At 61.5% G+C, this 24,693-nt stretch carries 23 protein-coding genes and 1 tRNA gene; 10 read left to right on the top strand and 14 right to left on the bottom strand.

The genetic code is table 11. The features are described from left to right. Window positions 1-88: 88 nt before the first annotated feature. Window positions 89-165 (bottom strand) — tRNA-Met (locus BLT98_RS13350). A 185-nt stretch (window positions 166-350) separates the two neighbouring features. Here BLT98_RS13350 and BLT98_RS13345 point away from each other — a divergent pair. The 3 genes from BLT98_RS13345 to BLT98_RS13335 are packed head-to-tail and all read left to right on the top strand — an operon-like array spanning window position 351 to window position 2,471. Then, entirely contained in the window at window positions 351-941 is a 591-nt protein-coding gene (locus BLT98_RS13345) for an NUDIX hydrolase (protein ID WP_034785201.1), read from the top strand. Window positions 942-971: 30 nt separating this feature from the next. Next, window positions 972-1,688, top strand: a complete 717-nt coding sequence (gene aat / locus BLT98_RS13340) for a leucyl/phenylalanyl-tRNA--protein transferase (protein WP_092608409.1) — start codon at window positions 972-974, stop codon at window positions 1,686-1,688. A gap of 60 nt (window positions 1,689-1,748) precedes the next feature. After that, complete coding sequence (locus BLT98_RS13335; protein WP_092608406.1) at window positions 1,749-2,471, top strand: arginyltransferase; 723 nt, start codon at window positions 1,749-1,751, stop codon at window positions 2,469-2,471. Between the two features lie 102 nt (window positions 2,472-2,573). On the opposite strand, the gene BLT98_RS13330 is transcribed toward BLT98_RS13335, so the two are convergent. Further along, on the bottom strand, window positions 2,574-5,867 hold the full coding sequence (locus BLT98_RS13330) for a S41 family peptidase (RefSeq protein ID WP_244517477.1): 3,294 nt from the start codon (window positions 5,865-5,867) through the stop codon (window positions 2,574-2,576). 221 nt (window positions 5,868-6,088) lie between these two features. Here BLT98_RS13330 and BLT98_RS13325 point away from each other — a divergent pair, with 221 nt between their 5' ends. The 3 genes from BLT98_RS13325 (at window position 6,089) to BLT98_RS13315 (ending at window position 10,900) form a co-directional block, all read left to right on the top strand. After that, entirely contained in the window at window positions 6,089-7,138 is a 1,050-nt protein-coding gene (locus BLT98_RS13325; RefSeq protein ID WP_034785196.1) for a quinone-dependent dihydroorotate dehydrogenase, read from the top strand. Further along, the gene (locus BLT98_RS13320) at window positions 7,138-8,184 is read left to right on the top strand and encodes an aldo/keto reductase (RefSeq protein ID WP_092608727.1); all 1,047 of its coding nucleotides are present in this window, start codon (window positions 7,138-7,140) and stop codon (window positions 8,182-8,184) included. Before BLT98_RS13325 ends, BLT98_RS13320 begins: the two co-directional genes overlap by 1 nt. A gap of 295 nt (window positions 8,185-8,479) precedes the next feature. Then, window positions 8,480-10,900, top strand: a complete 2,421-nt coding sequence (locus tag BLT98_RS13315) for a TonB-dependent receptor plug domain-containing protein (RefSeq protein WP_092608400.1) — start codon at window positions 8,480-8,482, stop codon at window positions 10,898-10,900. Between the two features lie 82 nt (window positions 10,901-10,982). Here BLT98_RS13315 and BLT98_RS29515 read toward each other — a convergent pair whose 3' ends face one another. After that, complete coding sequence (locus tag BLT98_RS29515) at window positions 10,983-11,540, bottom strand: PEP-CTERM sorting domain-containing protein (protein ID WP_092608397.1); 558 nt, start codon at window positions 11,538-11,540, stop codon at window positions 10,983-10,985. Between the two features lie 358 nt (window positions 11,541-11,898). Here BLT98_RS29515 and BLT98_RS29510 point away from each other — a divergent pair, with 358 nt between their 5' ends. Beyond that, complete coding sequence (locus tag BLT98_RS29510) at window positions 11,899-12,510, top strand: immunity protein Imm33 domain-containing protein (RefSeq protein WP_092608393.1); 612 nt, start codon at window positions 11,899-11,901, stop codon at window positions 12,508-12,510. Further along, window positions 12,507-12,860: an MmcQ/YjbR family DNA-binding protein gene (locus BLT98_RS13300; RefSeq protein ID WP_092608390.1), complete on the top strand. Its 354-nt coding sequence runs from the start codon at window positions 12,507-12,509 to the stop codon at window positions 12,858-12,860. The genes BLT98_RS29510 and BLT98_RS13300 overlap by 4 nt, the downstream gene beginning before the upstream one ends. On the opposite strand, the gene BLT98_RS13295 is transcribed toward BLT98_RS13300, so the two are convergent. The 8 genes from BLT98_RS13295 to BLT98_RS13260 all read right to left on the bottom strand — a co-directional run bounded on the left by BLT98_RS13295 (window position 12,857) and on the right by BLT98_RS13260 (window position 19,849). Continuing rightward, on the bottom strand, window positions 12,857-13,789 hold the full coding sequence (locus BLT98_RS13295; protein WP_070256667.1) for a CysB family HTH-type transcriptional regulator: 933 nt from the start codon (window positions 13,787-13,789) through the stop codon (window positions 12,857-12,859). The two genes, BLT98_RS13300 and BLT98_RS13295, sit on opposite strands and share 4 nt — an antisense overlap. A 12-nt stretch (window positions 13,790-13,801) precedes the next feature. After that, window positions 13,802-14,872 carry a sulfate/molybdate ABC transporter ATP-binding protein gene (locus tag BLT98_RS13290; protein WP_034747519.1) on the bottom strand — a complete coding sequence of 357 codons (1,071 nt, stop codon included), beginning with the start codon at window positions 14,870-14,872 and terminating at the stop codon, window positions 13,802-13,804. 1 nt (window position 14,873) lies between these two features. After that, the gene (cysW, locus tag BLT98_RS13285; protein WP_034785420.1) at window positions 14,874-15,800 is read right to left on the bottom strand and encodes a sulfate ABC transporter permease subunit CysW; all 927 of its coding nucleotides are present in this window, start codon (window positions 15,798-15,800) and stop codon (window positions 14,874-14,876) included. Continuing rightward, on the bottom strand, window positions 15,797-16,606 hold the full coding sequence (gene cysT / locus BLT98_RS13280) for a sulfate ABC transporter permease subunit CysT (protein ID WP_099408869.1): 810 nt from the start codon (window positions 16,604-16,606) through the stop codon (window positions 15,797-15,799). Before cysT ends, cysW begins: the two co-directional genes overlap by 4 nt. 299 nt (window positions 16,607-16,905) lie before the next feature. Then, window positions 16,906-17,544, bottom strand: a complete 639-nt coding sequence (locus BLT98_RS13275) for a peroxiredoxin (protein WP_034785187.1) — start codon at window positions 17,542-17,544, stop codon at window positions 16,906-16,908. A 45-nt stretch (window positions 17,545-17,589) separates the two neighbouring features. Then, window positions 17,590-18,156 carry an RBBP9/YdeN family alpha/beta hydrolase gene (locus BLT98_RS13270; protein WP_092608387.1) on the bottom strand — a complete coding sequence of 189 codons (567 nt, stop codon included), beginning with the start codon at window positions 18,154-18,156 and terminating at the stop codon, window positions 17,590-17,592. Window positions 18,157-18,200: 44 nt separating this feature from the next. Then, a complete protein-coding gene (locus BLT98_RS13265; protein WP_034785183.1) occupies window positions 18,201-19,205 on the bottom strand; it encodes a sulfate ABC transporter substrate-binding protein in 1,005 nt (334 codons plus the stop codon). 260 nt (window positions 19,206-19,465) lie between these two features. After that, complete coding sequence (locus tag BLT98_RS13260) at window positions 19,466-19,849, bottom strand: diacylglycerol kinase (RefSeq protein WP_070281337.1); 384 nt, start codon at window positions 19,847-19,849, stop codon at window positions 19,466-19,468. Window positions 19,850-20,000: 151 nt separating this feature from the next. Between BLT98_RS13260 and BLT98_RS13255 the strand changes: the two genes are divergently transcribed. Further along, on the top strand, window positions 20,001-20,780 hold the full coding sequence (locus BLT98_RS13255) for an IclR family transcriptional regulator (RefSeq protein WP_010400908.1): 780 nt from the start codon (window positions 20,001-20,003) through the stop codon (window positions 20,778-20,780). Window positions 20,781-20,813: 33 nt separating this feature from the next. Here the strand turns inward: BLT98_RS13255 and pbpG are convergent, their stop codons facing one another. The 3 genes from pbpG to BLT98_RS13240 form a co-directional block, all read right to left on the bottom strand. Further along, complete coding sequence (gene pbpG / locus BLT98_RS13250; protein ID WP_092608385.1) at window positions 20,814-21,887, bottom strand: D-alanyl-D-alanine endopeptidase; 1,074 nt, start codon at window positions 21,885-21,887, stop codon at window positions 20,814-20,816. Window positions 21,888-22,064: 177 nt separating this feature from the next. Next, a complete protein-coding gene (locus BLT98_RS13245; protein WP_070281339.1) occupies window positions 22,065-22,784 on the bottom strand; it encodes a nitroreductase in 720 nt (239 codons plus the stop codon). 26 nt (window positions 22,785-22,810) lie between these two features. Continuing rightward, window positions 22,811-23,662 carry a DMT family transporter gene (locus BLT98_RS13240; protein ID WP_244517490.1) on the bottom strand — a complete coding sequence of 284 codons (852 nt, stop codon included), beginning with the start codon at window positions 23,660-23,662 and terminating at the stop codon, window positions 22,811-22,813. A gap of 416 nt (window positions 23,663-24,078) precedes the next feature. Between BLT98_RS13240 and BLT98_RS13235 the strand changes: the two genes are divergently transcribed. Beyond that, window positions 24,079-24,642: a phasin family protein gene (locus BLT98_RS13235; protein WP_092608379.1), complete on the top strand. Its 564-nt coding sequence runs from the start codon at window positions 24,079-24,081 to the stop codon at window positions 24,640-24,642. The last annotated feature ends 51 nt before the right edge of the window (window positions 24,643-24,693 follow it).

Here is a 24,693-nt window from a genome sequence, read left to right as displayed (position 1 = left end):
CATTCCTGCCCTGTCTGCCGGATATTGTCGTTGCCCAGCAATGGAAAAAGCCGCTGATCTTTTGCAAGAATCAGCGGCTTTCCGGTATTGGTTGCGGGGACAGGATTTGAACCTGTGACCTTCGGGTTATGAGCCCGACGAGCTGCCAGACTGCTCCACCCCGCACAAGAATTATAAGGGCAAACGGGTGGCTTAGGCAATAGCTATCTCAACTTAGGCTGCAATAGAGCTATTTAATTAAAAACCCCGGCCAATTGCCGATTGGCATTGTGTCCTCCCGACACGCCACGCCGCGCGCAATCGGTGTACAGTAAGCGTTACACTAGACTTCCATTTTCCCAAGCCCGCCCATGAAATTCTGCTCCGAATGCGCCCATCCTGTCAGCCTCTCCATTCCGGAAGGCGACAACCGTCCGCGCTATGTCTGCGCCAACTGCGACGCCATCCATTACCAGAACCCGAAAATGGTGGTCGGCTCCATCCCCGTGTGGGAAGAGGATGGCCAGCTGCAGGTCTTGCTGTGCAAGCGCGCCATCGAGCCACGCCTGGGCTACTGGACCCTGCCTGCCGGCTTCATGGAAAACGATGAAACGACATCCGACGCGGCCGAACGCGAAACGGTGGAGGAAGCGGGCGCGAATATCGAACTGGGCCCCCTGTTTTCACTGCTGAACGTGCAGCGCGTGCACCAGGTGCACCTGTTTTACCTGGCGCGCCTGCGCGACCTCGATTTCGCGCCGGGCATCGAAAGCCTGGACGTGCAGATGTTTACGGAAGCGCAGATACCCTGGGATGACCTGGCCTTCCCCACCATCCGCGCCACCCTGGAACTGTTCTTTGCCGACCGCGTGAAAATCCGCGAAGGCGGCAGCTATGGTTTCCATACGGGCGACATCACGCGCCCGATGGCGCGCACGGATGCAGAGCAAGCCCCCGAGTAAGCCTCCACCAACTGCCACCTTTGACGCCGCATGATTCCCTGGCTCGATACCCACACCCCGTTTCCCGACGTTTCGCGCGCCCTCACCGACGAGGCGCCCGGCCTGCTGGCGGCCGGCGCCGACCTGTCGCCCGCGCGCCTGCTCGACGCCTACCGGCGCGGCATCTTCCCCTGGTTTTCCGAAGGCCAGCCTATTTTGTGGTGGAGCACCGATCCGCGCATGGTGCTGATGACGGGGGACTTCAAGGTATCCGACAGCCTGGCCAAGGCGATCCGCAAGGTCGAACGCAGCGCCGCCACGGACGGTCGCTGGCAGCTGCGCTTCGACGGCGATTTCGACGCCGTCATGCGCGCCTGCGCAGCGCCGCGCAAGGATGGCCCGGGCACGTGGATTTCCGACGAAATCATCGCCGGCTACACGGGCTTGCACGAGCTGGGCTACGCGCACTCGTCGGAACTGTGGCTCGATGGAGAACTGGTCGGCGGCGCGTATGGCGTGTCGATCGGACGCATGTTCTATGGCGAATCGATGTTCGCGCGCGTGACGGATGGATCGAAGATCGCGCTGGCGCAGCTCGTGCGTTTTCTGCACGCGCGCGGCGTGGCCATGATTGACTGCCAGCAAGAAACGAAGCACCTGGCCTCGCTGGGCGCGGCGCCCATTTCGCGCGCGCGCTTCCTCGCCCATGTGCGCGTCGCCATTGAAGCAGCGCAAATCACGGATTGGCAAGCTGCACCACCGGCATAAAAAAGCTATGATATCTCCACGCAGACTTCCATTGCCGCGGACAGACCAGACAGGATCAGCATGACGCACCTGAACGAACTACCGTTTGCCACCCTGCAGTTCTACACGACGGCGCCCTATCCGTGCAGCTACCTGGACGACCGCCAGGCCCGCTCGCAGGTGGCCACGCCTTCGCACCTGATCAACAGCGACGTGTATTCGGAACTGGTGCGCAACGGCTTTCGCCGCAGCGGCATTTTCACCTACCGCCCGTATTGCGATGGCTGCCAGGCCTGCATTCCCGTGCGCGTCGTGACGGGCGAGTTCTCCCCGAACCGCAACCAGCGCCGCGCCTGGAGCCGGCACGCCGACCTGCAGGCGGGCGTGGCCACCCTGTCCTTCCTCGACGAGCACTACGAACTGTACCTGCGCTACCAGAGCACGCGCCACGCGGGCGGCGGCATGGACCAGGACAGCCGCGACCAGTATGCGCAATTCCTGCTGCAAAGCCGGGTCAACACGCGCCTGGTGGAGTTCCGCGATGCCGAAGGCATCCTGCGCATGGTCAGCATCATCGACGTGCTGGCCGATGGCCTGTCGTCCGTCTACACTTTTTTCGACCCCGACGTGCCGGGCGCCTCGTACGGCACCTACAACGTGCTGTGGCAAATCGCCCAGGCACGCGAGCTGGGCCTGCCCTACATCTACCTGGGCTACTGGATCGCGCAAAGCCCGAAGATGGCCTATAAAATCAACTTCAAGCCGCTGGAAGCACGGATCAAGGGGCAGTGGGTGATCCTGTAAAACCTGGGATTATTTGGCAGGTCGGATTAGCGCGCAAGCGCGTAATCCGACACTGCGATGCCAACAATGGTGTCGGATTACGGCGCTTCGCGCCTAATCGACCTACTTGCTCTTGTCCGGAAACGCCGGACGCTTGGGCTGCACAGGCGGGTTCTTCGCCAGTTCGGCCTGGATCACCTCGATCGCCTTTTCCAGCTGCGGATCACGTCCGGCGATGACGTCGGCCGGCGTTTGCTCGACGTCGATATCGGGCGGCACGCCTTCGTTTTCCACGCCCCAGCCATTCTCGCGCGTCCAGAACGCCAGGTTCGGCGCCGTGATGAAGCCGCCATCCATCAGCACGGGGAAGCCCAGCACGCCCACCAGGCCGCCCCAGGTGGCCTTGCCGATCAGCGGGCCCATGTTATTTTTGCGGAACATCCACGGCAGCAGGTCGCCGCCAGAACCGGCCGTCTCGTCGATCAGCATGGCGCGCGGCCCCTGGATCGAAGCGGATGGCGTCTTCATGTCGGCGCCGTAGCGCATGGTCCACCAGGCGATTTCCTTCTTCTGCAGGATCTCGATGTAGTAATCGGCCACGCTGCCGCCGCCGTTGAAACGCTCGTCGACGATGATGGCCTGCTTGTCCGCCTGCGGGAAGAAATAGCGCTTGAAGTAGGTGTGGCCCAGGCCCGCCGTATTCGGCACATACACATACGCCACCTTGCCGCCCGTAGCCGCATTCACCTTGCGCATATTGCCTTCGATCCAGTCGCGGTTGCGCAAGGCATCCTCGGTGGGCACGGGCACCACGGTGATCGTGCGCGCGCCCTTGCCGTCGGCCGATGGCCCCACGGTCAGGTCGATCGCCTTGCCGGCCGTGTTCTCGAAGGCGCTGTACAAGTTGGTGGGTGGCGCCAGCGGGCGGCTGTCGACGGCCAGCAGGTATTCGCCCGCCTTGACGTTCAGCCCCGGCTCCGTCAGCGGCGCGCGCAGGGCCGGATTCCAGTTCAAGCCGCCATACACTTTCTTGAAGCGGTAATGGCCATCGCGCACTTCATAGTCGGCGCCCAGCAAGCCCCCCGGCACCTTCTTCGCCTCGATAAAATCATCGCCGCCGCCGCCGCGGTGGTGGCCCACGGCCAGCTCGCTGCACATCCACTGGATCAACCGGTTCAGGTCCGCGCGGCTGGACAGCTCGGGCAGGAAGACGGCGTACTTGTCGCGCATGGCCTTCCAGTCCACGCCATGCATGCCCGGGTCATAGAAGTAATCGCGGTTGATGCGCCACACCTCGTTGAAAATCTGCGTCCACTCGGCGCGCGGATCGGCCTTTACTTCGATGGCGTCGACCTTGATCTTGCCTTCGCCCGGCGCCAGCAACTTGCCCGTGGCGCTACCCATGGCCCAATTGTCCTTCTGGCGGTACAGCAGCTTCTTGCCGTCGGCCGACACTTCGAATTCATCGGCTTCCGCCACCACGGTTTCCGCCTTGCGCTCCTTCAGATCGAAGCGCTGCACGGCCTTCTTGCCGTCGCTTTCGCGCAGCAAAAAGATCTGCCCTGCGGCACCCGCCGTCAGACTGGAGAACTGCGCGGCCGGCAGCGGCAAGTCGACGATGCGCGTGGCGATGCCGTCGAAATCGATGCTGATCGGCGCCACTGGCGCTACCGTCACTTTCGGGTCGTCGCGGCCCGTCTTCGGATCGACCTTCGGTTCGCTCTTCGCTTCCGGCTCCGCCTTCGCCGTGTCTTTTTTACTCTCCGCGCTGGCGGCCTTTTCCTCGTCGCTCTCCTTGATCAGGGGCGATGGCAAGTCGCGCCGCAGCACGGCCATCCACACGGTGCGCGTCACCAGGTTGTCTTCATTCTGCTGCGAGAACCAGTTGTTGCTGGGACCAGCGTTCGTCGAAGCGAAGAAATACAGGTATTTGCCGCTCTTGTCGAACACGGGCTGGGCCACGTCGGACAAGCCATCGGTCACGGGCATCGACTTGTTCTGCTCGACGGAATAGATGTAGGCGCTGCGCGTGTAGGTGGGCGAATTGAGCGTGTAGGCCAGCCAGCGCGAATCGGGCGCCCACGAGGAGCGCATGCTCTTGTCGACGCCATACATCGGCTCCGTGGCGACCTTCTGCACCTTGCCCGTGCCGACGTCGATCACATACATGCTCCAGCCATTGTCGGCAAACGCGATCTTCCTGCTGTCGGGCGACCAGACGGCGCTGTCATAGAAGCCGCTGCCATTCAGCTTGAACTTGCGTACGGCACCCTTGCCATCCTGCGCCCGCACATGCAGTTCATACTCGCCCGACTCGTCCGAGAAATACGCGACCGAGCGGCCATCGGGCGACCAGATCGGCGTGCGCTCGTGGGCGCCGGCCGTCTGCGTCAGGTTGCGCACATCGCCCTTGTCGGCGGGGATGGTGACGATCTCGCCCCGGTACTCGAAGGCGATGCGCGCGCCCGACGGCGAAATCGACGCGTCGCGGATGTATTTCGCGCTCTTGACCCAGCGCGGGCGCGTCTGCCCCAGGTCGCTGGCCACGCCGATGGTCAGCTTGTGCGCCTGGCCGCTGGCGATGTCGAGCGCGTGCAAATAGCCGGCCTGCTCGTAGACGATGGTGCCGTTCGCGGCCGACGCGTTCAGCACGGGGAAATCCGCATGCCGCGTCAGCTGGCGCACGGCTTTCGTCTTGACGTCATACGCAAACAGGTTGAATTCGCCGTTGCGGTCGGAGCGGAAGTACACGGTGTCGCCCAGCCACATGGGGTCGACGTCGTTCGAGCGCGTCGTCGGCTGGGGGATTTTTTCGATGGATTTGTCGGCCGACGAGAATAGCCACAGCCAGGAATTGGTGCCGCCCCGGTAGCGCTTCCACTGCTTGAAGGCGGGCGCCAGCGGGTTGTAGGCGATGCGCTTGCCATCGGGCGAATAGGCGGCGCGCGAGGCGTTGGGGATTTCCAGCTGGGTTTCCACGCCGCCCGCCACGGGTACCGTAAACAGCTTCTGGAAGCGGTTGTTGAAGGCGGCGCGGGGCGAGGTGAACATCACTGCCTGGCCATCGGGCGTGAACGACTGCGCCAGGTCCGCGCCCGGGTGGAAGGTCAGGCGGCGCGGCACGCCGCCGGCCGCCGCGATCACATACACGTCGACATTGCCGTCGATGTTGGCGCTATACGCGATCTGGCTGCCATCGGGTGAAAACACGGGATGGGACTTGTCGCCCAGATCGGAAGTGAGGCGCCGCGCGCCGCCGCCATCCAGGTTGGACAGCCACAGGTCGCCCGCATAGATGAAGGCGATGTGGCGGCTGGAGACGGCCGGTTCGCTCAGCATGCGGGTGTCTTGCGTATTGGGCAGTGCCAGGGCCGGGTGGCTCAGCAGCAGTGCGCTGGCGGCTGCGATGGCCGTCAAGATGCGTGTCTTTTTCAATCGATGTCTCGCTTATGAAGTAAACAGAACAGAGAAGAAACAGGAAAGTCCAAGGCCGGATGCGGATTATCAATGGATCAATATTGCATTTGGCCAACAAGAACTATACACCCGGCAGCCGCGTGGAACACGGTAAAATACGGCACTTATTTCGCGTGCCGCCAGCCCTTCCCGGCGGCCCGCACACCTACTCAAAGCGCCCCATGTCTGAAAAATTCCTGTACTCCCTCGCCCGCCCGCTGCTGTTTTCGATGGATGCCGAAGCGGCCCACCATCTCACCCTGCCCGCCCTGAAACGCGCCAGCGCGCTGGGCCTGACGAAGCTGGCCGGCAAACCGGCGGCCGACCCGCGCACGGTGATGGGCATCACCTTTCCCAATCCCGTGGGCCTGGCCGCCGGCCTGGACAAGGATGGCGCCTACATCGACGCGCTGGCCGACCTGGGCTTTGGTTCCATCGAAGTGGGTACCGTCACGCCGCGCGCGCAGGCGGGCAATCCGAAACCGCGCATGTTCCGCCTGCCGCAAGCGCAGGGCATCATCAACCGCATGGGCTTTAACAATGGCGGCGTGGACGCCTTTGTCGCCAACGTGCAGGCGTCGAAGTTCTACCAGGACCGCGCCGGCGTGCTGGGCCTGAACATCGGCAAGAATGCCGACACGCCCATCGAGCGGGCGGCCGACGACTATCTGCTATGCCTGGAAAAAGTCTACCCCTACGCCAGCTATGTGACGGTGAACATCTCGTCGCCAAACACCAAGAACCTGCGCCAGCTGCAGGGCGCGTCGGAACTCGACGCCCTGCTGTCGCAGCTCAAAGATGCCCAGGCGCGCCTGGCCGACAAGCACAAACGCTACGTGCCGCTGGCCCTGAAAATCGCGCCGGACATGGATGGCGAACAGGTGAAAAGCATTGCCGAGTCGCTCACGCGCCACCGTATCGATGGCGTCATCGCCACCAACACGACCCTGTCGCGCAGCGCCGTGGAAGGCATGCCGCATGGCGCCGAAGCGGGCGGCCTGTCGGGCGCGCCCGTGTTCGAGCTGTCGAACAATGTCATCCGCCTGCTGAAGGCCGAACTGGGCGATGCGCTGCCCATCATCGGCGTGGGCGGCATCATGCAGGGCAGCGACGCCGTGGCCAAGTTCGAGGCGGGCGCGCAGCTGGTGCAGCTGTACAGCGGCCTGATTTACGCCGGTCCCGCGCTGATCAAGGATTGCGCGCGCGCGCTGCGCGGCAAACAGGCGAAATGATAGCCAAGGTCAAGCTCGGCGCCAGCAACCTGGAAGTGAGTCGGATCTGCCTGGGCACGATGACCTTCGGCGAGCAGAACAGCGAAGCCGAAGCGCACAGCCAGCTCGATTACGCGCTCGAGCGGGGCATCAACTTCGTCGACACGGCCGAGATGTATCCGGTGATGGCCAGCGCGCAGACGCAGGGCAGCACGGAGCGCTACATCGGCAGCTGGCTGAAGAAAAGCGGCAAGCGCAGCCAGATCGTGCTGGCCAGCAAGGTGGCCGGGCCGAATTCGCGCATGCACTGGATACGCAAGGGCAAGACGGACCACGACGCGGTCAACATCCGCGCCGCAGTCGAGGACAGCCTGCGCCGGCTGCAGACGGAGCACATTGACCTGTATCAATTGCACTGGCCCAGCCGCAACCTGCCCATCTTCGGCGCCAGCGTGTACAACCCGCGCAAGGAACACGCCTCGGTCGCCATCGAAGACACCCTGGCTGTGCTGGGCAAACTGGTCGAGGAAGGCAAGATCGGCCATATCGGCGTGTCGAACGAATCGTCGTGGGGCGTGTGCGAATACATCAAGCAGGCCGAGCTGAAAGGCTTGCCGCGCATCGCCTCCATCCAGAACCTGTACAACCTGACGGCGCGCCATTTCGAGACGAGCCTGCTCGACGAAACCTGCCACCGGGAAAATGTCAGCTTGCTGGCCTACAGTCCGCTGGCGTTCGGCCAGCTGACGGCGAAATATATCGATGACCCGCAGGCCAAGGGCCGTTTGACGCGCTTCCCGGCCGGCTGGAGTCCCCGCTACGTGCGCCCCGCTACCATCGCGGCGGCCAGCCAGTATGCGGCGCTGGCCCGCGCGCACGGCTTGACGCCGGCGCAGCTGGCGCTGGCCTGGTGCTACTCGCGCTGGTTCGTGGCCTCGACCATCATCGGCGCCACCAGCGTGGCGCAGTTGCAGCAAAATATCGACGCCCATCAAGTGACCCTGTCGCCGGAACTGGTGGCGGCCGTCGACGCCATCCACGCCAGCCTGCCCAATCCGGGACAGTAGGCGCGCTCGTCTGGCGGCGCATGCCGCCGCCAGGCTCCCCACGCTCATCGCAGATAGTCGTATTTATACAACAGCTGGCAATTTACTGCTGTGCAGCATTGCGGCCTTGCCGTGCCCGGTCGTATGCTGGAAACGAGGCCATATGCGCTACCCGCGCCATTTGGACGTGTATCAGACATTTATTGCATATCGATAGACAGAACGATTCGTAAGCACGCCACAGGCCCACTGTTACTCTGATGTCATCACCGGACCGCCATGGTTCGCGCATCCACCAACCGAAGAGATATTGTCGATGAGTTCAAGCACCGCCCGCTCCCAGCTTCCCGCCCTGCCCGTGAAAACCGTTATCGCCGCCAGCCTGATCGCCTGCTTCAGCCTGCCAATGCAGGCGCAAGCGCAGCAAGAGCTGCCGGCCGAAGGTGAACTGCAATCGGTGGTGGTCACCGGTACCTTCGCCAAGAACCGCCGCACCATCGATTCCGAATCGCCTATCGACATCCTCACCTCGCGCGACCTGCAAAGTACGGGTTCGGGCGAACTGGCCACCGTGCTGGCGCGCCTGCTGCCATCGCTGAACTTTGCCCGCGCCACGGGCGCCGACGCCAGCGACGCCGTGCGTCCGGCCCAGCTGCGCGGCCTGTCGCCCGACCAGACCCTGGTGCTGGTGAACGGCAAGCGCCGCTACACCTCGGCCGTCGTCAACGTCAACGGTTCCCTGGGCCGCGGCTCGGCGCCCGTCGACCTGAACGCCATCCCGCTGGCTGCCATCGACCACGTGGAAGTGCTGCGCGATGGCGCGGCGGCCCAGTACGGTTCCGATGCCATCGCCGGCGTGATCAACATCATCCTGAAAAAAGGCGCGGCCGGCGGCGACGTCGAAGTGGGCTATGGCCAGACGCAGGAACGCGACGGCAAGCAAAAATCCATCAAGGGTTCGGCCGGCTTCGCCCTGGGTGACGACGGCTGGGTGCGCGTCTCGGCGGAAGTGGCGGAACGCGACCCGACCAACCGCGCCGGCGCCGACTTCCGCAATCCGCTGGAACCGCGCTATGGCAAGGTCAACCAGCGCTATGGCGATCCGGAAAGCAAGCCGGCAACGATTTTCCTCAACAGCGAATACCGCATCAACGACAATATCGACTGGTATGCCTTCGGCAATTATGGCAAGCGCGACACGTCGGCCGCCGCCACCTGGCGCACGGCCCTGATCCAGGATCCCGTCACCAAGGTCTACTCGCAGCGCACGCCGATCTATCCGGAAGGCTTCTTGCCGCTGCAAAACAGCACCTTGACGGACCAGTCCCTCGTCACGGGCTTGCGCGGTGAAGCGGCCGGCTGGCGCTGGGATGCCAGCATCAATTACGGCAGCAACAAGTTCGAACTGGACCTGGACAACACGGTCAACCAGTCGCTGGGCGCGAACAGCCCCACGCATTTCTATGCCGGCTCGCTGAAGAATGAACAGACCGTATTCAACCTGGACGCGGCGCGCGAGTTTCCCGTCTCCTACTTTACGGGTCCGCTGACTGTAGCCGTCGGCGCGGAAGCGCGGCATGAGAAATACAGCATCGGCGCCGGCGACGCAGCGTCGTACACAGGCGGCGGCTCGCAAGGCTTTGCCGGCTTCCGCCCTGTCAACGCAGGCAGCCACTCGCGCCACAACGAGTCGATCTATGTGAACCTGGAAGCGGAAGCGACGAAGAAACTGTCGGGCGGCGTGGCCCTGCGCCATGAGCGCTACAGCGATTTCGGCAGCACCACCTCGGCCAAGGGCTCGGCCCGCTACTCCTTCACGGACGCGCTGTCCCTGCGCGGCACCGTATCGAGCGGCTTCCGCGCGCCATCGCTGGCGCAGCAGTACTACACCATCACCACCACCAACTTCCAGGTCATCAACGGCAACAATACGGCCATCGAGACGGGCACCTTTGCCGTCAACACGCCGCAGGCGCGCGCCTTGGGCGCACAGGACCTGAAACCGGAAAAAGCCCGCAACTACAGCCTGGGCCTGCAGTTCCAGCCTAGCCGCAACTTCACCACGACGGTAGACGCCTACCGCATCGACATCGATAACCGCATCCTGTTCTCGGCCAACCTGGCGCTGAACGACAAGCTCAAGGCCCAGCTGGCGACGCAAGGCTCGAGCGTGGGCGCGGCGCGCTACTTCACCAACGCCGTCGACACGCGCACGGAAGGCGTGGACATCGTCAGCACCTACCGCATCGACCTGCAGGACAAGGACCGCCTCGATCTCACCGTGGCCTACAACCATAACAAGAGCACGGTACAGAAAATCGCCGACAATCCAGCCATCCTGACGGCCAACAACCTGAAACTGATCGACCGCCAGAGCATCGACCGCATCACGGTGGCCTCGCCGAAGGACAAGTTCAGCCTGGCCGCCGACTACGGCTTCGGCATCTGGAATGCGCACGGCGTCGTGACGCGCTACGGCAGCTTCACCGTGCCGCAGAACGATGTCAAGCTGGACCAGACGTATGATCCGCAATGGGTGCTGGACGTGTCCGGTTCCGTGAAACTGGGCAAGAACTGGCGCCTGGTGGCCGGCATCGACAACGTCACCAACCGCTACCCGGCGCAAGTGACGAGCGCGGGCAACCTGAACGTCAACGGCACCCAGCCGTACAGCATCTTCGCGCCGAACGGTTTCAACGGCCGCTACTACTACGCCAAGGCTGGCTATAGCTGGTAAATAGCGCTCTGCCATGCAAAAAGCCCGGAACGCATCGCGTTTCCGGGCTTTTTCATGTCTTGCGCCCGCAGGCGCATCAGGCTCAGGCGCGGCGGCGGCGCGCGACAAAACCGACCAGGCCCAGGCCCAGCATCAGCATGCCGTAGGTCGCTGGCTCAGGCACGGCAGAGACGGAGTTGTACGCGCGGAAATTGCTCAGGCCACGCGGCAGGTTGGCAATGCTGAAGACCGTATTCGCGGCAAGCGGCGTGTCCCAGTGGAACAACAGTTCGCCACGGCCATAATGCACGGCCAGGTAGTCAAAGCTGGAGTTGACGGTAAACGAACCGGACTTGCTGCTGGCCAGGTCGCCCTGGGCGGCAAAGACCAGCGAGCCTGCGCCGCTGGAGGGCAGGCCAAACTTGCTGCTGACCAAGCTCTTGATGGCGGCCGCGCTTTGCGCACCGGCCGGGTTGGCGCCGTCATAGACCCAGACCGCGTCCGCTGCCACGCTGCCATAGGTGACGGTATTGCCGCCCACCAGGAAGCCGCTCATGGCAGGGTCGGTGATTTCCACCCAGCTAGCAGCCTGGGCCAATGGCGCCAGGCAAGCCGAAACAGCGAGGCAGAGACCCAGCACGGCATGTTTAGTCATGTTCATAGTTTCCCCTATCGATGAATTTCAAAAACTACAATGTTGATTATATTTTTGTTATATTTTTTTGCGATTGGACAAAAGATATCATCCAGGAAATCTAAATACAATAAAAGAAACATCTTCGGCCATTGAAAATTTCAATTGGTCTTATCAATTTATTGGCGAGGCCTGCTATCACGGGGCTTGCCGCCATCGTTGCCATGAGTGCTCGCCGTCCCGGGGAACAGGATTGTTGTATCTCAGCACATGTAAAGTGGCAGGGTCGCCCTGTACCAATGGCAAGCCGGAAGGTATGCGTGGTCATCCTGACACGCAATCGGCTACCATGGGTCTTACTCTTTTTGATCACGGATAAGCAACCATGCCCAGCTGGCACCTGGCCGACGCCGCCGAACTGGCGGCGCGCCATCCCTACACGTTCTATAAATCGCCACCCGAGGCCATCGCCCAGGTGCGCCCCGGCGAGGTGGTCAAGCTGATCTTCGCCTTCCACAGCGACGATCCACATGCGCCGGGCGCCGAGCGCATGTGGGTGCTGGTGGATACGGTCGAACCGCATGGCCACTTCACCGGCAAGCTCGACAACATGCCCGGCTACATCCAGGATTTACAGGCCAAGGACCCCGTCGCCTTCGATGCGCGCCACATCATCAATACCCAGCACGACGATGACGATAACCTCGTCAACCGCTACGCGGGCCTGTGCTTCGTGACGAAAAAAGTGCTGGAAGACGGCGCGCCCGTCGGTTATCTGTACCGCGAGGAGCCTGACAACGACGACGACAGCGGCTGGCGCTTCACGGCCAACGACGAGAGCGACGACTACATGCACGACAGCGCCAACGTGGCCCTCGTGTCGCTGGGCGCCGTGCTCAGCGTGGACGACCGTTTTATTGCGCTGCTGGATGCTCCGGCCGGCGCGGCCTATGCCTTCGACCACAACACGCAACAATTCATGGCGGTTAACGAATGACAATAGATGAATTGAAGGAATTTTGCGCGGCCCTGCCCGGCGCGCAAGCCGTGCTGTACGGTGCGCCGTCAAATATCCTCGTGTATGCAGTGGCGGGGAAAAAATTTGCTTACTTCAAGACCAGCGCACCGGAGCATTGGCGCTTCAGCCTGCGGGTCAGCGCCGGGCGCTTTATCGAACTGACGGACATGCCGGGCGTAAAACCGGCCCGTTACATGGGCCGCTTTCACTGGGTGACGATCGTGGATGTGGCGCGCTTCCCGGCTGACTACCTGGCGGAGCTGGTACAGGATAGCTACGCGCGCGCCGTGGCCAGCCTGACGCGCGCGCAAAGGGCAGCCATCGCCTAGAGGGCGTCCTCGCCCGCCATGGCACGGTCGATGTCTTCGCGCGTCAGGTCCGGCGCCAGTTGCAGGATGAACTCATAGGCGTACGCGCGCAGGTAGGCGCCGCGGCGCACGGCCAGGCGCGTCGTGTTGGTGGCGAACAGATGCGACGCTTCCACGGCCCGCAAGCCCTTGTCGCGGCCATGGTCGAAGGCCATCGATGCGACGATGCCCACGCCCAGACCCAGCGCCACGTATTGCTTGATGACGTCGGAATCCATGGCAGTGAGAATAATATCGGTCGCCACGCCCGCCTTGGCGAAGGCGTCGTCGATATGGCCGCGTCCCGTGAAACCCTTGTCGTAGGTAATCAGCGGATATTTCGCCAGGTCTTCCAGGCGGATGGGCGAATGCTCGAGCAGCGGGTGGCCGTCCGGCACGACGATCAAGTGGCTCCAGCGGTAGCACGGGAACGACACGAGGTCGGGGAACTGGCTCAAGCCTTCCGTGGCGATGCCGATATCGGTCTTGCCGGACAGCACCCATTCCGCGATGTGCTCGGGCGCGCTTTGCTGCAGCGCGATACGCACATCGGGGAAAGCGGCACGGAAGCTTTGCACCACTTTCGGCAGCGCATAGCGCGCCTGCGTGTGCGTGGCCGCCACCGATAACGTGCCACTGGTCTGGCCGCTGTATTCGAGGCTGGCCTGCTGCAGGTTTTCCGCCTCGATCAAGAGGCGGTCGACGATCTTCAGGATACCCTTGCCCGGCTCCGTCAAGCCCGTCAAGCGCTTGCCGTTGCGCTCGAAAATCACCACGCCCAGCTCATCCTCGAGTTCGCGGATTTGCCGGCTCACGCCCGGCTGCGACGTGAACAGGGCGTTGGCCACTTCCGTCAGGTTATAGCCGCGGCGGGCCGCTTCGCGGATCGATCGCAATTGTTGAAAGTTCATGGCTATCCTGTATCAAGTTCGGGTGGGTTCAACAAATACATGGAGGCGTTTCGGGCGGACAACCAATGTCTCGCCTTCCTTCAGCTGCAGATGGGTAAAACGCTCGTTCGACATCACCGCTTCGATCAGCTCGCTGTTATCCACGCGCTGCAAATCCAGCTGGGCCAGCGGGCCGATCGCATGGGCGCGGCTCAGTTTCACAACGATGCCTTCCGCGCCCTGCGTGTAGCGGTCGATTTCCAGGTCGTGCGGACGCACATAGGCCGTGCCCTTGCTGTCGCTCACGCCCGCGTAATCGGGCACCTCGAAGCTGGCGTCGCCCGTTGCCATCACGCCGTCGTGCACGCGGCCGTGGAACAGGTTGACGTTGCCCAGGAAGCCATACACGAAGGGCGACGCCGGGTGGTTGTAGACTTGCTCCGGGGAACCGAGTTGCTCGACGGTGCCCTTGTTCATCAGCACCACCTGGTCCGCCACTTCCAGCGCTTCTTCCTGGTCATGCGTGACGAAAATACTGGTGACGTGCAAGTCGTCATGCAGGCGACGCAGCCAGCGGCGCAATTCCTTGCGCACCTTGGCATCCAGAGCGCCGAACGGCTCGTCGAGCAGCAGCACGCGGGGCTCGACAGCCAGCGCGCGCGCCAGGGCGATGCGCTGGCGTTGCCCGCCCGACAGCTGCGGCGGATAGCGGTCGGCCAGCCAGTCCAGCTGCACCAGTTCCAGCAAATCCTTCACCTTGCGGCGGATCTGGTCTTCCGACGGGCGCTCGCTGCGCGACTTCACGCGCAAGCCGAAGGCCACATTCTCGAACACCGTCATGTGCTTGAACAGCGCGTAATGCTGGAAGACGAAACCCACTTGCCGCTCGCGCACGTGGCGGTTCGACGCGTCTTCCGCGTCCAGCAGCACCTGGCCGCTGTCCGGATGTTCGAGGCCGGCAATAATGCGCAGCAAGGTGGTCTTGCCGCAACCGGATGGACCCAGCAGGGCCGTCAATTCGCCGGCGGGAAAGTCCAGCGAGATATTGTCGAGGGCGACGAAATCGCCGAAACGCTTGTGGATGTTTTTAACTGCGATGGTCATATCAGTGCTCCGTAGAACGTAAGGCGGAATCGTCGGCGTCGCTCTCGTTCAAACGCCACTCAATGAAAGCTTTCAGGGCCAGAGTCACCAGGGCCAGCAGGGCCAGCAGGGAGGCGACGGCGAACGCGGCGGCGAAGTTGTACTCGTTGTACAGAATCTCCACCTGCAGCGGCATGGTGTTCGTTTCGCCGCGGATATGGCCGGAGACGACGGACACGGCGCCGAACTCGCCCATGGCGCGGGCGTTACACAGGATCACGCCATACAGCAGACCCCACTTGATATTCGGCAAGGTGACTCGGCGGAAGGTATTCCAGCCCGACGCGCCCAGCACGATGGCGGCCTCCTCCTCTTCGCTGCCCTGCGACTGCATCAGCGGGATCAGTTCACGTGCCACGAACGGGAAGGTAATAAAAATGGTGGCCAGCACGATGCCGGGCACGGCAAACAGGATCTTGATGTCGTGCGCCTGCAGCCACGGGCCGAACCAGCCCTGGGCGCCAAACATCAGCACATAGATCAGGCCGGAAATCACGGGCGAGACGGAAAACGGCAAGTCGATCAGGGTCAGCAAGATGCTCTTGCCGCGGAAGTCGAACTTGGCGATGCACCAGGAAGCGGCCACGCCGAACACCAGGTTCAGCGGCACGGCGATGGCGGCCGTGATCAGGGTCAGCTTGATGGCGGAAATCGCGTCCGGATCGATGATGGCGGCGATATACGCTTCCCAGCCCTTCTTGAACGCTTCCGCAAACACGGCTACCAGGGGCACGATCAAAAAGGTCGTCAGGAACAGCAGGGCGATGGTGATCAGTACCGTGCGCACCCACAATGGCTCCAGCACGACAGGGCCGACATTCGGCTCGAAGCGGCGCGCCGTCGGGCGCGCATTGTCCACGCCAGCGATGGCAGTCGTATTCGTACTCATGATTTCTTCGCCTTTCCGCGCGTCCATGCTTGCAGCAGGTTAATCGTCAACAACAGCAAAAAGGAGACCACCAGCATCACCACGGCGATGGCCGTGGCGCCCGCGTAATCGTATTGCTCCAGCTTGGTAATGATGAACAGCGGCGTGATTTCCGACACCATGGGCATATTGCCGGCGATAAAGATCACGGAACCGTATTCGCCCGTGGCGCGGGCGAAGGCCAGCGCAAAGCCCGTCAGCAAGGATGGCAAGATCGTGGGGAAGATGACGCGGATAAACGTTTGCAGGGAATTGGCGCCCAGGCTGGCGGCGGCTTCTTCCAGTTCCTTTTCCGCGTCTTCCAGCACCGGTTGCACGGTGCGCACGACAAACGGCAAGCCGATGAAGGTCAGCGCCACCACCACGCCCAGCGGCGTGAATGCCACCTTGATGCCCAGCACGCCTTCGATGAACTGGCCGAACCAGCCGTTCGACGAATATAAAGCCGTCAGGGTGATGCCGGCCACGGCCGTCGGCAAGGCGAACGGCAAGTCGACCAGCGCGTCGATGATGCGCTTGCCGGGGAATTTATAGCGCACCAGCACCCAGGCCAGGATGCCGCCAAACACCACGTTCAGCAGCGCGGCGATCAGCGAAGCGCCAAACGTCAGGCGGTACGACGCCATCACGCGGTCGGACGTGACGGCGCTGAAGAAGGCGTCCCATGTCATGGTGAAAGTTTTCAGGAACACCGACGACAGCGGAATGAGGACGATCAAGGCCAGGTAAAAGAGCGTGAAGCCCAGTGACAGCTTAAACCCCGGCATGACCCGAAACGGCGCTCCGCGCGCCTTGAGCGGTGCTGCTGATGCTGCAGACATAGAAACTCCTTCTTATTACATTTTTGAGTTATAGGCCGCAATAATCACATGCAATCGTTATAAAAAGAACTAACCATTTCTCATTTGCTTAGATGGATTTTGCATACTTGCCGATGGAAATGCTGGGCGAAAAAAAAGGGGTCGGACCCTGTGGGTCCGACCCCGGCTTTTGGGGTGGGGTTGGGCACACACTTAACCCAACACCTTGACGGCTGAGGTCAGACCCATGGGGTCTGACCCCGGAATTACTTGTTCGGCTGCGGCGTGAGGCGCAAGTATGGTTTCGCGGCCGTAAAGCCCTTCGGATATTTCTGCTTGATCACGTCCGGGTCTTGCACGGTCAATGGAATGATGACGTCGTCGCCATCTTTCCAGTTGCCGGGCGTGGCCACCGTGTAGCCGTCCGTCAATTGCAGGGCATCGATGACGCGCAGGATTTCATTGAAGTTGCGGCCCGTGCTCAGCGGATACGTGAGGATCAGGCGCACTTTCTTGTTCGGATCGACGATGAAGACGGAGCGCACGGTGGCCGTGACGGACTGTTCCGGGTGGATCATGTCGTACAGCACCGATACTTTCTTGTCGACGTCGGCGATGATAGGGAAGCCGACCACCGTGTTTTGCGTCTCTTCGATATCCTTGATCCAGCTCTTGTGCGACTCGGCCGCGTCCACGGACAGCGCGATGGCCTTCACGTTGCGCTTGTCGAATTCCGGTTTGAGCTTGGCCGTCAGGCCCAGTTCCGTCGTGCACACGGGGGTAAAATCGGCCGGGTGGGAAAACAGCACCACCCAGGAATTGCCCGCCCACTCGTGGAACTTGAGCGGGCCGATCGAGCTGTCTTGTTCAAAATCAGGGGCGACATCGCCCAAGCGTAAAGTCATCGTGATCTCCTTGTGAGGTTGTGTGGCAATGGGATGTGCGTCGAATCAGGCTGCCTGACGGTGGCGCTTGTCGCTTTGCGCCAGATCAAACAGTGTTTGCAGTTGCGCCTGGCCGTAGACCCAGTCACCGAGGCGCGACTCGGCGTTGATATGACCCAGCGCACCGCCATCAATATACTTGCAATTCCAGCGCCGTGCCCACTGCGCCGCGTGTTCGGCCGTCATCCATGGGTCGGTCTGGCTGGCGATCAATATGCCGGGGCAAGGCAACCGTTTTTGCGGCAAGGCCTTCGCCACGCCAAACTTGTCGGGATCGGCCGGCCCCACCAGCAGCACGCCAGCCACGCCCTGCGGATCGCGGGCCAGGCTGTGCGCCGTCGTCAGGCAGCCGAAGCTGTGGGCCACGATCAGGGTCGGGCGCGCATCCTGCCGCCGTACCTGGTCCAGGCGCGCCGACCAGGTGACCAGATCGGGAGCGTTCCAGTCGTCCTGCTCGACCCGCTCGAATTGCGGATACAGGCGCTGCCAGCGGCTCTGCCAGTGCTCGGGACCGCTGTTATGCAAGCCCGGCACGATCAGTACCCGGTAATCGGAAAAGCTGCGCAGCGCCATGGTGGATCCTTTTAGTAACGGTCTGGCAATCGTGCCATCCGATATTATTTAGGCTGGTAGATCTGGTCGAAGATGCCGCCGTCGGCAAAGTGCGCCTTCTGTGCCGCCGTCCAGCCGCCTGCTACTTGCTCGATGGTGAACAGGTTGACCTTGGCAAATTGCGACGCGTATTTCTTCGCCGCCTTGTCCGTTGCCGGACGATAGTAATTCTTCGCGATGATGTCTTGCGCTTCGTCCGTGTACAGGTAGTTCAGGTAAGCCTCGGCCACCTTGCGCGTGCCGTGCTTGTCGGCAAACTTGTCGACGACGGCGACGGGCGGCTCGGCCAGGATGCTGACGGACGGCGTGATGATGTCGAACTTGGTCGGACCCAGTTCCTTGACGGCCAGGTAAGCTTCGTTTTCCCAGGCGATCAGCACGTCGCCGATGCCGCGCTCAACAAACGTGGTGGTGGCGCCGCGCGCTCCGGAGTCGAGCACGGGCACGTTTTTATACAGTTTGCCGAGGAAATCCTTGGCCTTCGCTTCGTTGCCGCCCGGCTGGCGCAGCGCGTAGCCCCACGCTGCCAGGTGGTTCCAGCGGGCGCCGCCCGAGGTTTTCGGGTTCGGCGTGATGACGGAGACGCCCGGCTTGATCAAGTCATTCCAGTCCTTGATGCCTTTCGGGTTGCCCTTGCGCACCAGAAACACGATGGTCGAGGTGTACGGCGAGCTGTTGTGCGTCAAGCGCTTCTGCCAGTCGGCGGCCAGCAGCTTGTGCTCGGCCAGCGCATCGATGTCATAGGCCAGGGCCAAGGTCACCACGTCCGCTTCCAGGCCATCGATGACGCCGCGCGCCTGCTTGCCGGAGCCACCGTGCGATTGCTTGATCTTGACGTTGTCGCCCGTCTTGCCTTTCCACTCCTTGGCAAATGCCGTGTTCACATCCTGGTACAGCTCGCGCGTCGGGTCATACGACACGTTGAGCAGGGTGATATCGGCAGCCTGCGCCGTTTGCAGAATGGCAAACGCGCTGATGGCGGCGGCAATGATGATTTTTTTCGACAGCATCTAAGATCCCCGAGTGGTTGAACTTTCAGAACCACCAGATTACGGCGCTATGGCCGCAAAGAGAACGAAGCGTTTCGCCGTTTGATATGCGTTTTTCGCATATGGATGGCGCACAACGGGGATAAAGCGGTTAAAACCAAGGACACCTGACAAAACCGTAGCGAGCGGAAGGGAGAGGCGGTCGAGAAGCGCAACTGTGCTTTAGTACAGTGAGCATCGCAGGCTGCCTATACCGACGCGCAGTAGGTTTTGACAGGTGTTCAATAGAAACGGTTAAAGAGGACCACTGCCCAAGTGGCGAAGGCCAGGATGCAGGTCAGCAACACGGCCGCGCTGCCGAAATCCTTGGCGTTCTTCGACAGCGGATGGCGCTCCAGCGAGATGCGGTCGACCACGGCCTCCAGCGCGGAATTGATCAGCTCGACGATCAGTACGAGCAGCAGCACGCCGATCAGCACCAGCTTTTCAAAGGCGGAGATGCGCAGCAGCAAGGCGATCACCGTGCCGACGACGAACAGGCCCAGCTCCTGGCGGAACGCGTGTTCATGGCGCCAGGCCGCCTTCAAGCCATCGAGCGAGTAGAAAAAAGCGGAAAAGATCCGCTTCAAGCCACTCTTACTTTTGAATTCATTTACAGGTTGCATAGTTTTCCATATGTAAATCAAGTGCAGTGGGCACATTATGGGGGCGACATAGCACTGTGACCATTTATTCGCTGAATATCTCGGAACATTTCACTATTTTTTCACATTATGGTATAAAGAAGCATGAATACTGCATTGCACCAAATCCATCATGAAAATTGAACCGGTCGCGGCCCCCAAGACAACGATACAGGTGATCGAACGCATGGTCGCCCTGCTTGATGCCCTGGCGAAATATTCGGACCCGGTCAGCCTGAAGGAATTGTCGAAGGTTTCCGGCCTGCACCCCTCGACGGCGCACCGCATTCTCAACGACATGGTGCTGACGCGCTTTGTCGACCGCATCGAACCGGGCACGTACCGGCTGGGCATGCGCCTGCTGGAACTGGGCAATGTGGTGAAAAGCCGCCTCAGCGTGCGCGAAGCGGCGCTGGATTTCATGCGCCAGCTGCACAAGAAAACCCAGCAAACCATCAACCTGTCCGTGCGCCAGGGCGACGAGATCGTCTACATCGACCGCGCCTTTTCCGAGCGCTCGGGCATGCAGGTGGTACGCGCCATCGGCGGCCGCGGCCCGCTGCACCTGACCTCGACCGGCAAGCTGTTCCTGTCGGTGGACGAGCCGAAAGCCATCCGCGCGTATGCCACGCGCACGGGCCTGGCCGGACACAACAAGAATTCCATCACGGATCTGCAAAAACTCGAGCGCGAACTGAGCCTGGTGCGCGAGCGCGGCTATGCGCGCGACAATGAAGAGCTGGAACTGGGCGTGCGCTGCATGGCCGCCGGCATCCGCGACGACTCCGGCAAGCTGATCGCCGGCCTGTCGATCTCGGCACCGGCCGACCGTCTGCAGGATGAGTGGCTGGTGGACCTGGTGGAAACGGCGAACCAGATTTCCATCACGCTGGGCTATATCCCGCAAGACTAAATATACAGGGCAGCTACGCTGCCCTGTATATTTTTAGCCGCCGGGCAGGCTCATATTGGCTGGCTTCAAAGCTTCCAGCCACTTGCGCATGCGTCCCGCATCGGCCGTACGCGACTGTTTTCCCTTGGAGTCTAGGAAGACCATGATCACGGCCCGTCCCTCGATGACAGCCTGCATCATCAAACAACGTCCCGCCTCATTGATGAACCCCGTCTTTTGCAAGCCGATCTCCCAGCCCGGGTTGGCCACCAGGTGATTCGTATTACCAAACTGCATGGGCTGGCCGCTGGCTTCGACGATGGCTTTCGGGTCCGTCGAGTACTCGCGCAGCAGCGGATGGCGGAAAGCGGCCATGGCCAGCTTGCCCAGGTCGCGCGCGCTGGCCACGTTCATTTTCGACAGGCCGCTAGAATCGACGTAATGCGTATCCATCATGCCCAGCTGGCGCGCCTTGCTGTTCATGGCGTCGACAAACGCCGGCAAGCCGCCCGGATAGTTGCGGCCCAGCGCCGAGGCGGCGCGGTTTTCCGAGCTCATCAAGGCGATGTGCAGCATATTCGCGCGCGTCAATTGCGAACCCACTTTCAGGCGCGAACTGCTGAACTTGGCGCGGTCAACGTCCTCGTCCGTGATCGTCAGCAATTCATCCATGTCCTGGCGCGCTTCGACCACCACCAGGCCCGTCATCATCTTGGTGATGGAGGCGATGGGTAAGGCAACATTGGAATTCTTTTCAAACAGCACTTCCGCATTGGCCTGGTCCAGCACCAGCGCCACGCTGGACTTGAGGTCGAGCGGATCGCGCGTCAGGTTCAGGCCGGCCAGATCGCCCATGGTCGGCATCGGTGCAGCCATGGGCACGGCCACGCTGCTGACTTTTTGATAGATGACTTTGCGCTTGCCGCGCACCATGACGACCCGGCGCACGGTCTTTTCGCGCGGCGCGGCCGTCGCGCCCTTGCGCAGCACGACTTTGACTTTCTTGGTATTTTGTTTCTTGGACGCAGAGGATTTGCCGTTCGCTTCCTTGGCGTGCACGGCAGCAGCCGGCGCCAGCGCAAACAGCAGGGAAGCCAGGATACCCAGCACAAGTTTAAACTTAGCCATTCGATAATTCCCCGTGAAGCTGTTGCCTTATTGCAGTGTAGCGAAATGCAGAGTAATCGCAAGTCTATTTAACAGTTAGGACAGTATTTATTGCAGCAATGAAATACAAATCGTTGGCGATCAGCAAACAAACTCATCCTTAACCGCTTGTTTGACCGTGTCCGTCGCCAGTAATGTCTATTTGTCCATGAATTTAACAAAGCCGGCCAGCGGCTCGCGTTCCGTGTTCAGGCGGTTCTCGACCTTGTCCGGGTCGGCATAGCCGAGGGCCATGCCGCACACCACCATTTCGCTGGCCGGCACGCCCAGCTCGTCGCGGATGATGTCATGGTAATGGATGAAGGCCGCTTGCGGGCACGTGTCGAGTCCCCGCGCGCGCGCTGCCAGCATGATGTTTTGCAAGAACATGCCGTAGTCGAGCCAGGAACCCTGTTCCAGCACCCGTTCGATGGTAAAGATCAGGCCCACGGGCGCATCGAAAAACTGGAAATTGCGTCCATGCTGGGCCGCCATGCCGGCCGTGTCGCCACGCTCCAGGCCCAGCAGCTGGTACAGGTCCAGGCCGATCTTGCGGCGACGCTCGATGAACGGCGCCGTCCACTGGCGCGGGTAATAGGTGTACGATGCCGTGCGCGCGGGTGCATCGGCTGCCTTGGGCGCGTCGTAGGCGGCCAGGATGCGGCGCGACAGGCGCAGGCGCGCTTCGCCCGACAGCACATACACTTTCCACGGCTGCATGTTGGCGCCCGATGGCGCGCGCGCCGCCACTTCCAGGATGCGCGCAATATCGTCCTGCGCCACCGGCGTGGGCAAAAAGGCGCGGATCGAACGGCGCGACACGATGACGGCGTCCACGGCTTGCTGCGCCGACTGTGTTTCAGATGCTTGCTTGCTCACTGCCCTGCTCTCCCGCTATATCTAGTCTATTTCTTGACCACGAACACCACGCCGACCACGGCCACCAGCATGCCGGCGATACCCAGCATATTGAACGCTTCGCCAAACATCAGCCAGGCCATCACGGCCGTCGTGGGCGGCGTCAGGTACAGCAGACCCGTCACTTTTGTCGCATCGCTGCGGCGGATCAGGGCGAACAGCAGGAAGATGGCGCCGATGGACAGCACGAGCACCGACCACAGCAAGGCGCCGATGAAATTCGCCGTCCATTGCACATTGCTGAAATGCAAGTCCAGTCCTTCGTAATACAGGGCGAATGGCAAGACCACCACGATGGAGGCGGCAAACTGCACCACCGTGCCGGTGCGTAAGTCGAATTGCGGGCAGTGGCGTTTTTGGTACATGGTGCCGGCCGTCATCGACAGCAGCGCGAACACGCATAGCAGCACGCTTTCCACCGTCAGGCCCACGAGGTTGATCTTCGCATACACGACGAGGGCCACGCCCAGCAAGCCAAAGAACAGGCCCAGCCACTGGCGCGGGCGCACGGATTCGCCGATCAGGGGCGCGGCGCAGGCCGTCAGCACGGGCTGCATGCCGACAATTAACGCAGAGAGGCCGGCCGGCATGCCCAGCTTGATGGCGCACCAGACGCCGGCCAGGTAGCCGGCCTGCATCAATATGCCGGCCACGGCGATCTGGCGGAACTGGCCCACGGGCCACGGCGCGCGCAAGAGCAGCACCAGCGGCAGCAGGAGCACCAGCACGCCCAGGAAGCGCAGCAGCAAAAAGGTCAGCGGCGGCGCATACGGCAAGCCGAACTTGGCCACGATAAAACCTGTGCTCCATAACAACACGAAGAAGCCGGGCAAGGCCATCGGCGCCAGGGTCGTCAGGAAAGAGGCTTTGCCGCTGGCGCCAGCCGCGGCGGGAAGATTGGACATGGTATCAACTCGGGAAACAGGATCGGCACCGGAGCGCTGCGCCAGTGCGGGAGGCAAAGTCTAGCATGCTGCGCCGCACCCGTCCTGAAAGGCGGGGAAATAATGGTTTAGGGCTAAACCATTAACACTCAGAAATCAAATATTTCCGTTTAGAAACAATGGCTTTTGACCCAAATCTATTCAATTGTTGCATCGCACAAGAATCGCTTGACTTCGTTTTTTTTCGCCGTAGAATAGGGTTTGTTGCGTTGCACAATTCTTGTTCAGCTTGAAAAATTTAGATTCACCTGCTTTCCCAAACGGTACACGCAGCATCAAATTAACCAGATTTCGATTTTTTGGAGATTTATATGTTTTCAATTCCTGAGCAATTTTCGTCCGCTACCAAAGCCAACCTGGAAGCCCAATTCGCCCTGTTCTCGTCGTTGACGGGCAAAGCCTTCGAAGGCATCGAAAAGATCGTCGAACTGAACCTGACCGCTGCCAAGGCAACGCTGGAAGAATCGACCGCCGCCGCCAAGCAATTGCTGTCGGCAAAAGATCCACAAGAATTCTTCTCGCTGGCCTCTGCCCAAGCCCAGCCTGGCGCTGAAAAAGCCATCGCTTACGGCCGTCACCTGGCTGCCATCACGTCCGGCACGCAAGCCGAATTCAGCAAAGCTGCTGAATCGCAAATCGCTGAAACCAACCGCAAAGTCCTGTCGCTGGTGGAAGAAGTCACCAAGAACGCGCCAGCCGGTTCGGAAAACGCCGTCGCCATCCTGAAAAGCGCCATCGGCAACGCCAATGCAGGCTACGAGCAATTCTCGAAAACCAGCAAGCAAGCCGTCGAAGCCATCGAAGCGAACCTGACCTCGGCCGTGAACCAGTTCACGCAAGCGGCTGAAAAAGTCGTGCCGCGCGCTGCCAAGTAATTCCTGCGCGACCGCTACGGCGGTCCGCTGTTATCGGCTCCTCCAGGCATC

Origin of the sequence: Janthinobacterium sp. YR213, from assembly GCF_900099875.1 — a bacterium.
GTDB lineage: Bacteria > Pseudomonadota > Gammaproteobacteria > Burkholderiales > Burkholderiaceae_D > Janthinobacterium > Janthinobacterium lividum.
This window is presented reverse-complemented; position numbering and strand designations above follow the sequence as displayed.

What these genes read in the sequence shown, in the direction of transcription:
- BLT98_RS13275 (WP_034785187.1), bottom strand. Translation starts at nt 17,544, where the DNA reads ATGACTTTACGCTTGGGCGATGTCGCCCCTGATTTTGAACAAGACAGC.
- BLT98_RS13265 (WP_034785183.1), bottom strand. Translation starts at nt 19,205, where the DNA reads ATGCTGTCGAAAAAAATCATCATTGCCGCCGCCATCAGCGCGTTTGCC.
- cysW (WP_034785420.1), bottom strand. Translation starts at nt 15,800, where the DNA reads ATGAGTACGAATACGACTGCCATCGCTGGCGTGGACAATGCGCGCCCG.
- BLT98_RS13260 (WP_070281337.1), bottom strand. Translation starts at nt 19,849, where the DNA reads ATGCAACCTGTAAATGAATTCAAAAGTAAGAGTGGCTTGAAGCGGATC.
- cysT (WP_099408869.1), bottom strand. Translation starts at nt 16,606, where the DNA reads ATGCCGGGGTTTAAGCTGTCACTGGGCTTCACGCTCTTTTACCTGGCC.
- pbpG (WP_092608385.1), bottom strand. Translation starts at nt 21,887, where the DNA reads ATGGCTAAGTTTAAACTTGTGCTGGGTATCCTGGCTTCCCTGCTGTTT.
- BLT98_RS13235 (WP_092608379.1), top strand. Translation starts at nt 24,079, where the DNA reads ATGTTTTCAATTCCTGAGCAATTTTCGTCCGCTACCAAAGCCAACCTG.
- BLT98_RS13325 (WP_034785196.1), top strand. Translation starts at nt 6,089, where the DNA reads ATGTCTGAAAAATTCCTGTACTCCCTCGCCCGCCCGCTGCTGTTTTCG.
- BLT98_RS29510 (WP_092608393.1), top strand. Translation starts at nt 11,899, where the DNA reads ATGCCCAGCTGGCACCTGGCCGACGCCGCCGAACTGGCGGCGCGCCAT.
- BLT98_RS13335 (WP_092608406.1), top strand. Translation starts at nt 1,749, where the DNA reads ATGACGCACCTGAACGAACTACCGTTTGCCACCCTGCAGTTCTACACG.
- BLT98_RS13240 (WP_244517490.1), bottom strand. Translation starts at nt 23,662, where the DNA reads ATGGCCTTGCCCGGCTTCTTCGTGTTGTTATGGAGCACAGGTTTTATC.
- BLT98_RS13300 (WP_092608390.1), top strand. Translation starts at nt 12,507, where the DNA reads ATGACAATAGATGAATTGAAGGAATTTTGCGCGGCCCTGCCCGGCGCG.
- BLT98_RS13295 (WP_070256667.1), bottom strand. Translation starts at nt 13,789, where the DNA reads ATGAACTTTCAACAATTGCGATCGATCCGCGAAGCGGCCCGCCGCGGC.
- BLT98_RS13345 (WP_034785201.1), top strand. Translation starts at nt 351, where the DNA reads ATGAAATTCTGCTCCGAATGCGCCCATCCTGTCAGCCTCTCCATTCCG.
- BLT98_RS29515 (WP_092608397.1), bottom strand. Translation starts at nt 11,540, where the DNA reads ATGAACATGACTAAACATGCCGTGCTGGGTCTCTGCCTCGCTGTTTCG.
- BLT98_RS13290 (WP_034747519.1), bottom strand. Translation starts at nt 14,872, where the DNA reads ATGACCATCGCAGTTAAAAACATCCACAAGCGTTTCGGCGATTTCGTC.
- BLT98_RS13255 (WP_010400908.1), top strand. Translation starts at nt 20,001, where the DNA reads ATGAAAATTGAACCGGTCGCGGCCCCCAAGACAACGATACAGGTGATC.
- BLT98_RS13270 (WP_092608387.1), bottom strand. Translation starts at nt 18,156, where the DNA reads ATGGCGCTGCGCAGCTTTTCCGATTACCGGGTACTGATCGTGCCGGGC.
- aat (WP_092608409.1), top strand. Translation starts at nt 972, where the DNA reads ATGATTCCCTGGCTCGATACCCACACCCCGTTTCCCGACGTTTCGCGC.
- BLT98_RS13315 (WP_092608400.1), top strand. Translation starts at nt 8,480, where the DNA reads ATGAGTTCAAGCACCGCCCGCTCCCAGCTTCCCGCCCTGCCCGTGAAA.